Origin of the sequence: Namhaeicola litoreus, assembly GCF_042679565.1 — a bacterium.
GTDB classification, from domain to species: Bacteria; Bacteroidota; Bacteroidia; order Flavobacteriales; family Flavobacteriaceae; genus Namhaeicola; species Namhaeicola litoreus.
This window is the reverse complement of sequence record NZ_JBHTMY010000003.1, coordinates 537,083-550,926: the sequence shown is the minus strand read 5'-3', so window position 1 is coordinate 550,926 and position 13,844 is coordinate 537,083. Positions and strand designations below refer to the sequence as shown.

The 13,844-nt window shown below is 33.9% G+C and carries 10 protein-coding genes; 7 read left to right on the top strand and 3 right to left on the bottom strand.

Features of this window, described 5'->3' with window-relative positions:
- Positions 1-9: 9 nt before the first annotated feature.
- Positions 10-1,704 carry a glutamate formimidoyltransferase gene (ftcD, locus tag ACFQ39_RS09725; protein ID WP_377178506.1) on the top strand — a complete coding sequence of 565 codons (1,695 nt, stop codon included), beginning with the start codon at positions 10-12 and terminating at the stop codon, positions 1,702-1,704.
- Between the two features lie 180 nt (positions 1,705-1,884).
- Positions 1,885-2,589 carry a LuxR C-terminal-related transcriptional regulator gene (locus ACFQ39_RS09720; protein WP_377178504.1) on the top strand — a complete coding sequence of 235 codons (705 nt, stop codon included), beginning with the start codon at positions 1,885-1,887 and terminating at the stop codon, positions 2,587-2,589.
- 134 nt (positions 2,590-2,723) lie between these two features.
- Here the strand turns inward: ACFQ39_RS09720 and ACFQ39_RS09715 are convergent, their stop codons facing one another.
- Positions 2,724-4,349: an ABC-F family ATP-binding cassette domain-containing protein gene (locus ACFQ39_RS09715; protein ID WP_377178502.1), complete on the bottom strand. Its 1,626-nt coding sequence runs from the start codon at positions 4,347-4,349 to the stop codon at positions 2,724-2,726.
- Between the two features lie 212 nt (positions 4,350-4,561).
- Between ACFQ39_RS09715 and ACFQ39_RS09710 the strand changes: the two genes are divergently transcribed.
- From ACFQ39_RS09710 to ACFQ39_RS09695, 4 genes are all read left to right on the top strand, one after another.
- Positions 4,562-5,971, top strand: coding sequence for a hypothetical protein (locus ACFQ39_RS09710; protein ID WP_377178500.1), 1,410 nt, complete (start codon positions 4,562-4,564; stop codon positions 5,969-5,971).
- 108 nt (positions 5,972-6,079) lie between these two features.
- Positions 6,080-7,711, top strand: a complete 1,632-nt coding sequence (locus tag ACFQ39_RS09705) for a DEAD/DEAH box helicase (RefSeq protein ID WP_377178498.1) — start codon at positions 6,080-6,082, stop codon at positions 7,709-7,711.
- A 103-nt stretch (positions 7,712-7,814) separates the two neighbouring features.
- The gene (locus tag ACFQ39_RS09700) at positions 7,815-8,276 is read left to right on the top strand and encodes a T9SS type A sorting domain-containing protein (RefSeq protein ID WP_377178496.1); all 462 of its coding nucleotides are present in this window, start codon (positions 7,815-7,817) and stop codon (positions 8,274-8,276) included.
- A gap of 2 nt (positions 8,277-8,278) precedes the next feature.
- A complete protein-coding gene (locus tag ACFQ39_RS09695) occupies positions 8,279-9,187 on the top strand; it encodes a hypothetical protein (RefSeq protein WP_377178494.1) in 909 nt (302 codons plus the stop codon).
- A 45-nt stretch (positions 9,188-9,232) separates the two neighbouring features.
- Here the strand turns inward: ACFQ39_RS09695 and guaB are convergent, their stop codons facing one another.
- Positions 9,233-10,699 carry an IMP dehydrogenase gene (gene guaB, locus ACFQ39_RS09690; RefSeq protein WP_377178492.1) on the bottom strand — a complete coding sequence of 489 codons (1,467 nt, stop codon included), beginning with the start codon at positions 10,697-10,699 and terminating at the stop codon, positions 9,233-9,235.
- 168 nt (positions 10,700-10,867) lie between these two features.
- Positions 10,868-13,096 carry a TonB-dependent receptor family protein gene (locus tag ACFQ39_RS09685; protein WP_377178490.1) on the bottom strand — a complete coding sequence of 743 codons (2,229 nt, stop codon included), beginning with the start codon at positions 13,094-13,096 and terminating at the stop codon, positions 10,868-10,870.
- Positions 13,097-13,350: 254 nt separating this feature from the next.
- On the opposite strand from ACFQ39_RS09685, the gene ACFQ39_RS09680 reads away from it, so the two are divergent.
- Positions 13,351-13,794, top strand: coding sequence for a hypothetical protein (locus ACFQ39_RS09680; protein ID WP_377178488.1), 444 nt, complete (start codon positions 13,351-13,353; stop codon positions 13,792-13,794).
- The last annotated feature ends 50 nt before the right edge of the window (positions 13,795-13,844 follow it).

The window sequence follows — 13,844 nt, the reverse complement described above, 5'->3', positions numbered from 1 at the left end:
TTAAATATCATGGAAAAAAGACTAATAGAGTGCGTGCCAAACATAAGCGAGGGTCGTGACCTACATAAAATAAATACAATAGCCAATGTAGTAGAAACTGTTGAAGGTGTTAGATTATTAGAAATTGATCCCGGTAAAGCAACGAATAGAACGGTCATCACTTTTGTAGGTGAACCTGAAAAAGTTGTAGAAGCAGCATTTTTATTGATCAAAAAGGCAGCAGAACTTATTGATATGTCTAAACATAAAGGAGAGCATCCTAGATTTGGTGCTACGGATGTTTGTCCTTTGATCCCTATTTCTGGTATTTCTATGGAAGAAACGGCTCAATATGCCCATCAACTAGGAAAAATGGTGGGGAATAAATTAGGAATTCCAGGCTATTTTTATGAAAATGCAGCCACTTCGGCCAAAAGAAAAAATCTGGCAAGTTGTAGAGCAGGAGAATATGAAGGCCTTAAAGAAAAGCTGGTTGATAAGCTTTGGAAACCTGATTTTGGACCAGCAGCATTTAATGATTCCGTAAAAAAAACGGGGGCAATTGCCATTTCAGCCAGAGATTTCTTGGTGGCCTACAATGTGAACCTCAATTCAACCTCAACCAGAAGAGCAAATGCCATCGCATTTGATATCCGTGAAGCCGGAAGAATCAAAAAAATTGGGGATCCTGTGACAGGAAAAACAATTTTTGATAAAAACGGTGAACCAGAGCGAATTCCGGGGAAACTAAAAGCAGTAAAAGGTATTGGTTGGTTCATTGAAGAATATGGAATTGCGCAAATTTCATATAACCTAACCAACATCAATATTACACCTGTACATATTGCATTTGATGAAACCTGTATATCTGCTGCAGAAAGAGGTTTAAGAGTAACCGGCTCCGAACTGGTAGGTTTGATCCCGCTCAAAGCTATGCTAGATGCTGCCGATTATTTTTTAACTAAACAAAACAGATCTTTGGGTATTTCTGAAAAAGAAAAAATTAAGATCGCCGTTAAGTCTCTAGGATTGGATGATTTAAAGCCTTTTCATCCCGAGGAAAAAATAATAGAGTACCTTTTAAAAGATGAATCTGAAAAAAAATTAATCGATTTAAGTGTCAGAGAATTTGCCGAAGAAACTGCCAGTGAATCTGTAGCCCCTGGTGGTGGTTCAATTTCAGCTTATGTGGGAGCACTAGGGGTTTCTTTAGGCACGATGGTGGCTAATTTATCTGCCCATAAACCAGGTTGGGATGATAGATGGATGGAATTTTCAGAATGGGCAGAAAAAGGGCAAAAATATAAGGAAGATTTACTCTTTTTAGTGGATGAAGATACAAATGCTTTTAACAAAATAATAGAGGCAATAAGACTCCCAAATAGTAATGAACAAGAGAAAGAAGAAAGAAAAATCGCCATAGAAAATGCTACAAAATATGCAATTGATATCCCTTTTAAGGTAATGAAAACTGCGTTTGAATCGCTATCGGTCATGAAAAAAATGGTAGAGATTGGAAATCCAAACTCTTTGTCGGATGCTGCCGTTGGTGCCTTATGCGCAAAAACAGCAATAGCGGGAGCTTTCCTAAACGTGAGAATCAATGCGAAAGATTTAAATGATAAAGATTTTGTTAAAGAGGTTATTGAAAAGGCTGGAAACATTTTCGCCAAAGCCAATCAGATTGAGAATGAAATAATGGAAATAGTAAATGAAATGATTTAACTATGATGATATGGCGTTCAACAATGCAAGTTATTTGTTTAATATGTATTTTTATAAATGATTGAATGTAAATAGCCCTGAAATAATGCGTCCTGCTTATTGCTAATGGATTTTTTTGAAAAATATAAATCAATATTTGACTCTGAGACTACTTTTTCTAGTGCCTCAATAAAAGACCATTTGGCAAAATTGGAAGAAATCGACTCATACCTGCCCCCTTCCCAATCTTTCTTCATTTTTATCAATACAGCGAGTTCGTCATATGAATTTGTAAGTAAAAACTTTGAATATTCATTAGGGTACAACAGAGAAGAAATGCTTAAATATGGCGCCAAATTTTGGATTTCGTGCTTGCATCCTGAAGATTGCGAGAATTGGTTAAAAAGTTCTCAAGATATGATGGACTTTACTTTATCTAAGGTAAATCTTGCTGACAGAAAAAAATTAGTCTATTCTTATAATTTCAGGGTAAAAACAGCCCAAGGATCTTATGTTCAGATTGTGGCTTCGCTTACACCTACACATTTCGATGAAAAAGGGAAACCCATTTTAGGATTGGCACATTACACCATTGTAGAAACAGAAGGGCAATCTTCAAGTTGTGGAGTAAAAATTCTGGATGAGAACAATAGGTACAAAACCTTATTTTACAAAAATTATTTTCATGAGTCACTTTTCTCCAAGTTAAGTCAAAGGCAAGTTGAAATTGTCAAATTATTAGCAGATGGAAAAAAGAGTAAAGAGATTGCCAAAGAAATATTTTTGAGTAATCATACCGTAGATGGTCATAGGCGGAACATCTTAAAAAAACTTGGATTTAGATCTACTGACGAATTGATTCAGCATTTAAAAAGTCATGAATTAAACGAAAAACACTCAATTTGAGTATTTTATTTAATCGGAATGTGTAGTAAGTTTGTTTTTTGAATTAAACTACTTTTCCCCCTTGTTTAATTTTTAAATAGATTTTTTGGATTAATAAAAAAACTCGATTCTTCAATCGAGTTTTTTTATTGTTCTTAGGAGTACATCTCTTTACGCAGTTCTTTAATTTTTGGATCATCCAAATACTCGTCAAAAGTCATATAACGGTCAATTACTCCTTTCGGTGTCAATTCAATTACTCTATTCGCTACCGTTTCTGCAAATTCATGGTCATGTGTAGAAAACATAACAGTTCCTTTGAATTTTGTTAATGAGTTATTAAATGCCTGAATTGACTCTAGATCAAGGTGATTCGTTGGTTCATCTATCAACAAAACATTAGCCCTGGTCATCATCATTCTGGAAAGCATGCAACGCACTTTTTCACCTCCAGAAAGCACATTACTTTTCTTTAGCGCTTCATCACCACTAAAAAGCATCTTTCCTAAAAAGCCTCGCAAAAAAACCTCTTCTCTTTCTTCGTCTGTCTTCGCATATTGCCTTAACCAATCTACCAAACTTAAATCATTCTCAAAAAATCCCGAATTATCTAAAGGTAAATAAGCATATGAAGTTGTTACTCCCCAGTTAAACTTTCCTTTATCTGCTTTTTCTTGATCTGCAATGATCTGATAAAATGCTGTAACTGCGCGTGAATCTTTCGATAATAAAACAACCTTATCCCCTTTTGCAAGATTTATATTTACATCACTAAAAAGTAATTCACCATCCTCAGAGGTTTTAGCTAAGTTTTCAACATGCAAAATTTGATCTCCGGCTTCTCTTTCTTGATCAAAAATAATGGCAGGATACCTTCTGCTCGAAGGCTTAATGTCAGAAATATTTAATTTCTCAATCATCTTCTTTCTACTTGTCGCCTGCTTTGACTTGGCTACGTTGGCAGAAAAACGACGGATAAACTCTTCCAATTCTTTTTTCTTCTCTTCGGCCTTTTTATTTTGCTGAGCCTTCTGTCTGGCTGCCAATTGACTAGATTCATACCAAAATGAATAATTTCCTGAATACTGATTGATCTTGCCAAAATCAATATCCGAAATATGTGTACAAACTGCGTCTAAAAAGTGTCTATCGTGAGAAACAACAATTACTGTATTCTCATAATTTGCCAAGAAATTCTCCAACCAGCCAATGGTTTCAAAATCTAGATCGTTTGTGGGCTCATCCATAATCAATACATCCGGACTACCAAAAAGTGCCTGAGCTAATAAAACTCTTACTTTAGCCTTCCCATCTAAATCCTTCATCATGGTATAATGTTGATCATCTTCTATACCTAGTGAAGAAAGCAGACTCGCTGCCTCACTCTCTGCTGTCCATCCTCCCATTTCCTCAAATACCACACCCAATTCACCAGCTTCAACTCCATCAGCTTCGCTAAAATCAGGTCTTGCGTAAATGGCATCTAATTCATTTTTAAGCTTATACAAAGGAGCATTTCCCATTAAAACTGTTTCCAGAACAGTGTACTCATCATAGGCATAGTGATCCTGGGTTAAGACCGACATTCTTTTTCCCTTTTCGAGAGAAACATGACCTGAAGTTGGATCCATCTTACCGGAAATTATTTTTAGAAAAGTAGATTTACCGGCTCCATTTGCGCCAATGATTCCATAACAATTCCCTTTCGTAAATTTTGTGTTTACTTCATCAAAAAGTATTCTCTTCCCGAATTGTACAGATAAGTTTGATACTGATAACATGCTTTAAAAATTTTTGCAAAAGTAGATAATTATTAAGGATTTCTTAATGTTATCTAAAACTAAATTGAATTTTAACAAAGTCTTGGTAAAATGATAAATAACAAATCAAAAATGCGTTAAAAAGAGTTATTACAAGACTATTTTAACAAGCCATTAACAAGGGGCAACATGGTATATAATTACATTTGTTCATTATGTTAACCTCAATGCATTTGAAAAAGAACTACTTTGACTTATTGAAATTTTCATTCTTACTTATAGCTATATCTTTGGCTTCATGTAGCAATGGGAAGAATGAAGATCGTAAGACGTATTTTGGAGGCAAAATTAAAAATCCTAGGGAACAGTTTGTCTATTTTTTAAAAGACGAAAAAGTACTGGACTCCGCCAAAATTGAAAATTCCAGATTTCTATTTGAATTAAATTCTATTGAAAATGGTCTCTATACTTTTAAACATGGGCCTGAATTTCAATACTTATATCTCGAACCTCAAGACAGTCTGTTACTTTATCTCAATACTTGGAATTTTGACGAAACGATAAATTTTAGCGGAAAGGGATCTAGAAAAAATAATTTTTTAATTAATTTATTTCTTAAACAAGAAGAAATTGAAAAACTAAATCAAGACAATTTTCATTTAGATCAATACGCATTTGCAGCCAAGGTTGATTCTATTACAGCTTCATTGGTTACAGAATATGAAAAACTTATAGAGGCTGAAAATGAGGAGCCGTCAGAATTCTTTCAAAAACTGGCAGAAGTGGCTATTTTTTACCCGGGTTATTCTAAAATGGAATATTTCCCAATGAAACACAAAGATCAAAATGAGCGCTATGATCACCCTGAAGTGAGTGATGATTTTTATACTTACCGCTCAAAAGTTGACCTAAACGATGAAGATTTGATCAGTTATGCTACTTATCGTTATTACATAAAAACATTCTTGTACAATCAAGCTTTTGAAAAAGAAATGAAAGATTCAACTCAGAATAATTTTTCGTTGAATTTTATGGCTGCAGCGAATGAACATATCAAAAGTGAAAAAATTAGAAATATTTTATTGGCGTCAGGATTTTGGATTTCTGTTTCGGCCTTTAATATGGACCCACAACACACCAAAGAAGTTGAAGATTTCTTTTTTGCCCATTGTACCGATGAAAAATATATCGCTGAAGCCAAGCAAGTTATTGATCAAAGAAGAATGCTCAAAAATGGTGATTCTTTACCCTTTTTAAGGACATACAACATTAATAAGGAACATCAAGACATTAAAAAGCTTATAAGAAATAGAGATGCTGTCATATATTTTTGGCCAAAAGAGGAAAGTTCGCAAGAATTATTGGTAGAATCTTTACATGACATGCATAAAAAATATCCGGAAATCATTTTTATTGGTATAGAAAGAGAAAAATCTTATGATGAATGGGCTCATTTCATAAAGACCAGAAAGTTACCAGCAGAATTACAATATAAAATTGATAAAAATTGCACTTCCTATCCTTTGTTCAAAGGTGATATGGCTAGAACACTTATTCTTGATAAAGGTTTGATTATGAACAATTACTTATTGTTTACAGATTCTTATACCTTAGAAAAAAACCTTGCTTTACTTAAAAAGTAAGATAAATCCTATATATCGGAAAATAAGTAGTACTTTTGCAGCCCAAAACATCAAATAACTTATTTTATTATAAATCAGTTATTTATATTCATTTTTTAAACACAATTTATGTCATCATTCAAAGATCTGGGATTAAGTGAAAATCTACTCGGAACACTTTTAGAACTCGGTTACGAACAACCAACTCCAATTCAAGAAATAGCAATACCTCAGATCATTAATTACGAAAATGATTTAAAAGCTTTCGCTCAAACAGGAACGGGTAAAACAGCAGCGTTTAGCTTACCTATTTTAGAGCTAATCGATAATGAATCATACGAATCACAAGCAATTATTCTTTCGCCCACCAGAGAATTGGCGATTCAAATTGCTAAAAATATCACCGACTTTTCAAAAAATATTCCCGGATTGAAGACAGTTGCCGTTTATGGCGGTGCTAGTATCGAAGATCAAATTAGAACCATTAAGAAAGGTGCTCAAATTATTGTGGGAACTCCAGGAAGAACGGTAGATTTAATAAATAGAAGAGTTTTAAAACTCAATAGCATTCAATGGTTGGTATTAGATGAAGCCGATGAAATGTTGAACATGGGTTTCAAAGAAGAGCTCGATAAAATTTTAGCGGTTACACCAGAAACAAAACAAACCCTATTGTTTTCAGCTACTTTTCCAAAAGAAGTAGAGGCTATCGCAAAGCATTACATGAAAAATGCAATGGAAATTTCTGCTGGTACAAAAAATGTTGGTGCAGATAGTGTTAGTCATGAATTCTATTTAGTTTCTGATAGAAATAGATATAGTGCATTAAAGCGAATTGCTGATTTGAATCCGAACATATATTGTATCGTTTTTTGCAGAACTAGAAGAGAAACTAAAGATGTTGCCGACAAACTTATCGCAGACGGCTATAATGCAGATGCTCTTCACGGAGATCTTTCTCAGGCACAGCGGGATATAGTGATGCAGAAATTCCGAAACAAAAATCTTCAGATTTTGGTGGCTACTGATGTGGCAGCAAGAGGTTTAGATGTCAATGATTTAACTCACGTTATCAATTACAAATTACCTGATCAGATTGAATCTTATACGCACAGAAGTGGTAGAACGGGTAGAGCTGGTAAAATTGGTATTTCTATTGCCATTATTACGGCAAAAGAAAAACGAACACTTTCTTCTATTGAAAAAATTATCAATAAAAAGTTTGAGCAAAAACAGGTTCCTAACGGAAGGGAAGTTTGTAAAAATCAGTTATATAGTTTAATTGACAAAGTACATGATATTGAGGTAAATGAAAAAGAAATCAAAGAATATCTGCCCGATATTTACGAAAAGTTGGAAGGTCTTTCAAGAGAAGAATTGATTCAAAGATTTGTTTCATTAGAGTTTAATCAGTTCCTATCTTATTACGAGAATACGCAGGATATAAATGAAGATGGCAGTTCAAAAGGCAGACAACCCGATGCTAATTTTGAAAGATTCTATATCAATTTAGGTAAAAAGGACAAAATCAACGCAACAAAGTTAATTGGCCTGATTAATGAAAATTTAAAGGTTCGAAATGTTGAGATCGGAAAAATCGAAATTTTAAATAATTTTTCATTTTTTGAGATCGATAAGAATTATCTCGACCAAACTTTAGAAGGGTTTAAAAGAACCAGCTATAATGGTAGAAACATTATTGTAGAACAGGCCGGTTCTAAAAAAGGTTCTGGTAAGAGAAAAAAAACTAAACGTTATTAGTCAAATTTAGACATATTGGTGGCCTATATTTTTATTAGAGTTTTTAAAGAATTCACCATTTTGATAAAAACTTTATTAAATTTATAGTTTCAAGCCACCTTATATGAAAATGTTTTCTTTTTTACTTTATTTCATTTTATTTACCATTCCGAACTTTGGTCAGGAGATAATTTCTCCATTTGGCCAAGGCACTACCTCAAACATTGGCAGTTTAAATGCAACTTTAGGAGAAATTGCCATTGCTACAGATCAATCTAGCGAAGGAATAATAACGCAAGGTTTTCATCAGACTAATCTTTCTGTTTTATCTGTGGATGATTTTGATCCACAGTTAAAGGTTTCTTTATACCCCAATCCAAGTCCAGATTTATTTCATATTGAAATGGAAGATTTTACTACTGCAATAGTCAAAGTTTATAATGTGCATGGTCAACTCATGCTAGATCAAATTTTGGACAATAATAATTCTGAAGTACACACAGAACAACTTAAAAAAGGAATGTATTTTCTTACCGTGTTCAAAAACGATAAACCCATTAAAACATATAAAATCTTAAAAAACTAGCCATGAAGAATACTTTTACACTGATTTTTTCGCTTTTATTCATTACAACTATATTTGCACAAAGTCCTGAAGGATTTAATTATCAAGCCGTAATTCGTGATTCTGGAGGAAACATCATCGCTAGTAAAAATATTGGCGTTCAATTTACAATACATCAATCGTCGGCCACAGGAACCACTGTTTATAGTGAAATTCATGCACCAACAACAAATGAATTTGGTTTAATCAATTTACAGATTGGTAGTGGAACTGTTGTTTCTGGACAAATTGAGTCTATTAATTGGGGCGTTGGACCTTTTTTTCTTGAAACATCAGTCGATGTATCAGGCGGAACAAATTATACCTCCATGGGAAGTAACCAGCTAATGAGTGTACCCTATGCTCTATTCGCTAAAAATTCTTCAGGGAATTTTTGGGAATCCAGTTTAGCAGACAATGGAATTTCTTATTCTGATAATGTAGTTATTGGACAAAAATCAGTGAACGATTACGACAGACTATTTGTAGTTTCGAATGAAAATGATCCCAATGCCTCAAGTTTAGTTTTAACGAATAGATCAAAAACAACACAAACCCGATCTGTATATTTTAACGACGAAAACAAAACATTGGTGATGGGATTGAATAGTTCTAATTCTCCGTTTGGATCAAATGAAGGATTCTTATTTTATTTTGATAATTATGATTTTAAAATTGGTGTTGGAGGTGTAGAAAGAATGCGATTTAAAGCAGATGGAAAAATTGGAATCGGTACGATAGATCCCAAATCACAATTACAAGTTACAGGTGGCGATGTTTATATTGAGAATGTAAATAGTGGTGTTATCATGAAATCACCAGATGGTAATTGCTGGCGAATGACCGTTGATAATAGCGGAAATCCTGTTTTTACCAGTATCACATGTCCTTAAAATAAAAAAGCCTCGAAGGAGGATTTTTTTATATCTATGAGTATTCTATCTAGTCGAATAATTTGGCGCTTCTTTTGTAATAGTTACATTGTGTGGATGACTTTCTGTAATTCCGGCTGCAGTAATTCTAACGAATTTTGCTTGTTTATGGGCAGCGATATCCTTACTTCCACAATAACCCATACCCGCTCTCAAACCACCAATAAACTGATGCATAGTTTCATAAACTTCACCTTTATATGGTACTCTACCAACAATCCCCTCTGGTACTAATTTTTTAATATCATCTTCCACATCTTGGAAATATCTATCCTTTGATCCCTTGGTCATCGCCTCTACAGAACCCATTCCACGATAGGATTTAAATTTTCTCCCTTCAAAAATTATTGTTTCTCCCGGCGATTCTTTCGTCCCTGCAAGCAGTGATCCTAACATAACTGAATCTGCTCCGGCCGCGATAGCTTTCGGAATATCACCTGTATAACGAATTCCTCCATCAGCAATTATTGGGACTCCAGTATTTCCTATCGCCTTTGCAACTTCAATGATAGCTGATAATTGCGGAAAACCAACACCCGCAACAATTCTTGTCGTGCAAATTGACCCCGGACCAATTCCTACTTTTACCGCATCGGCACCGGCATCTACCAAATATTTTGCTGCTTCACCTGTGGCAATATTTCCAACCACGATATCTGTATCCGGATATTCGGACTTAATAGATTCTAACACCGAAATAACACCCTTTGAATGTCCATGTGCAGTATCAACTACTAAAGCATCTACACCATGCTTGATTAGAGCCCTCGCACGATCTAATGTGTCTTGTGTAACACCCAAGGCTGCAGCCACTCGTAAACGTCCATAACTATCTTTATTCGCATATGGATTTTCACTAACCTTAATGATATCTCTAAAAGTAATTAATCCTACTAATTTATTCTTATCATTAACTACGGGTAATTTTTCAATTTTATAATTCTGTAAAATTTCTTCTGCTTCTTTGAGAGACGTTCCTTCTTTAGCTGTTACTAAATTTTCAGAGGTCATCACTTCAGAAACTAATCGACTCTCGTTCTTTTCAAAACGTAAATCTCTATTTGTTATAATTCCAATTAATTCTCCTTCATCATTTATCACAGGAATACCACCAATAGAATATTTTTTCATCAAACCTTTTGCATGTGCAACTGTTTTATCTTTTTTCAAAGTAATTGGATCTATAATCATTCCAGATTCCGATCTTTTCACTCTTTTAACTTCAGATGCCTGTTGCTCAATAGGCATATTTTTATGCAACACGCCTATCCCACCCTCTCTAGCCATGGCAATTGCCATATCTGATTCTGTAACGGTATCCATTGCAGCAGATACAATAGGAACATTCAAAGATATATTTCTAGTAAAATGAGATTTAGTACTTACATCTCTTGGCAACACTTCGGAAAAAGCTGGAACAAGCAGAACATCGTCATAAGTAAGACCTTCGAGTAAAATTTTTGAAGTAGGCATATGCAATTGAAATTAATTGCGAGCAAATTTACGATAATATATTGGATTCTAAATGCAATATGTTTTTGTGGACTAAAATTAGTTATCAGATCGCAATACATGGGTAGTATATGCAGAAAAAAGCGTCCCTTTTTTAAAAAAGAACGCTTTTCAATTCAATAAAACAATTTAAAACGAATAGGATACTCCACCATTTACCATAAATGGCGCACCGGGTCTTAAACCGGCTGGTGTTCTTGCCACTTCATATTCACTATCAAAAACATTCATCAAGTTAGTAAAAAATGTAATTCTTGGTGTAAAGAAATAGCGTGCAGCAGCATCAACAATAAAATTACTGCCAATCTTATAATTTTCAGGAATTGTTCCTGTACCGGCCATAGTTCTGAATTCGTCTGTATAGCGACCACTCAAACTTAGATTAAACCTATTACCTTCTAAAGAAGCTGTAATATTAAATTGATTTTCCGGTATATATGGAATCTGATCTCCTTTAGACACTTTTCCATAAATTTCCACTTGACTATCAAAATCAGAATCAAATCTCGTATCTGTTAAGGTATATGAAAAAGTAACGGGAAATCTTAAATTACTAGAAGTATTCCTCAAAAAGTCATAATTCAATATCAATTCAATACCCTTAACTGTTGCAGCTCCGGCATTAAATAAATCCAAACTTCCTGTACCCCCGGTAGCTGCCAAATCACTTCCCAATAAATTAGTGTAATCATTATAATAACCTACTAATTCTCCTGTTATTCCTGCAAAATTAAAACGGCCACCTAATTCATAGTTCGTACTGTTTTCAGGGTCAGAACCGTCTTGGTTTCCAGGAGGAGAAAATCCTCTGTGGACACCACCAAATATTGAAAGGTCATTGCTAAATTTATAGTTTGCACCAATTCCCGGAATTACAACATCAACATCATTTTCTCGGGTAGTTAAATCAACGCCTGTTCTGTCGGAATCATTCTTTCCATAATCCTTTTTCTTAAGCGTCATATTTTCATATCTCAATCCGGGAGTGATTGTTAAATTATTCCAGGTCAATTTGTAAAGAACATAAGTTGCTATAGCCTCTGCACTATTAATCAAGTTTGAATCACTTCCTTTTCTAGCAACAGTTGTACGAATCATTTCTTGATTTTGAATAGCGTATTTATCAACCCATTGAAAACGATCTTCATAATCTTCGTGATAACGCAATCCAACTTCTAAATCATTAAAAGTATTGGTGCCAAAAGTAAAATTCGCTATCGCTTGAATTCCTTTTGACTCATAACTTCTATTATTGGCCTTCACTCCAAATACATCACTTTGTGTATCATTCATACTGGCAATAGCTTCATATTCAAGTGGGTAATCTTCGGGAGTTTCAAGTACATCACCAATACTTACCTTATTATTAACTGTAACATCATTTAATTTATACCAATTTCGATTGAATTCATTTTTATAGGCTGTGGCTCGTATTTTTAAATTCTCTAAAGGTTTAATTAAATAGTCAAATTGAATCTGCTTGTGCTCAGTATCCATTTTATCCTCTGCTGAAGACAAATATCTACGGTAAGGATTTGCATTAAAATCATCTTCGGTTAAACCCAAATACGTCTCATTAGATGCTTCTTCAGAAAATTGCAATTTCATTGTTAAAGATTGAAACACTTTTGCGTCATAATCAGAATTTAAACGGATTTTTCCGAGGTAATCATTTTTGTCAAAACCTGTATTTCCTCCTCCGTCTAAACTTTTAAAACCGTCAGAATTATAGTTAAAAAACTGAGTTACAAACCCAAAGTTCTCTGTTGAATGTCCCAAAGTTGCTTCTGTACTTTTAGAATCATAGTTTCCATAGGTAAATCGTACATCACCAGAAAAATCATTTGGAATCTGCTTTGAAACCATATTTACAGCCCCACCGGTAGTATAAGGACCATATTGAATCTGGCTACTTCCTTTTAAAACCTCAACATCTTCAATTCTTCCGATGGTTGGAAAATAATAGGCTGAAGATGCACTATAAGGTGCAGGAGCTATCAATACGCCGTCTTCCATCAAGGTAATCTTGGCAGATCTTTCAGGAGAAGTTCCACGAATACTAATATTCGGCCTTAAACCGAATCCATCTTCTTCTACAATAGATACACCCGGAACCGCTCTAATCACTTTGTTCATATCTGTATATCCGAATTGTTGTAAATCTTGTGGAGATAAAAAATACGCAGAACCAGTTCTATTTCTAACTTCAAATTTACTTCCCAAAATATTATTGGATAGAATAATTTCATCGAGAACCTCAGGTTCCTTATCAACAATTGTGTCTTTTGTAGTTTCTACTTGGGCAAAAAGACTAAATGAAAACATCCCAAATAAAAGAGTTAAAACAATTCTTGTCATTTTATTTTAATTTAGATTCATTATAAATTAATAAGTTTTGAGAGGCAAATGTAAAAGAAGAAAATCAATAAAAAAAGCTTATTTAGAATTATTTTAAATAACATGATATTTGTCATGTTTTTGGCTTATGGCTTACCCCATTTAGTAGAAAAAAAACATATTTCTCCTCTAAAAAATTTAATGAAATAGAAGTTTATAAATTCTCTTGTAGAAATTATTTTTTATATTTGATTATAACTTTAAATTAACCAATCATGAAAAGATTATTAACTTTATTCATTTTAGCAATTACATTTTCATTTGCCAATGTTGCAAATGCTCAAGAAGATTACAGTGCTTTAAACTTATTTGTAAGCTTTGGAGACCACGCAGCAATTAATGGACACTATGAAATACCAATTGCCAAAAATTTAACCGTATCTCCATCTGCTGTAGTAGCCTTTGACTTTGATTACATTGCTTTAGGTGGTAGATTAGATTATTATTTTGATAGTCTATTTAAACTTAATGAGCCCTGGGATATTTGGGGTGGTGTAGATGCAGGATTCGTTCTTGGTGATGATGATAAAAATGATGACTTCAGTTTGAATCTTCACGCAGGTGTAGAGTACAAATTAAATGATACTTGGGGTATCATTGGTGAAATAGGTGGTGGTACCGCTTCATTCGGAGGTATTGGTGTCGGAATCCATTTCTAAACAACAAAACAAAATCTAAAAAACCTGCTTATGGCAGGTTTTTTTGTTTA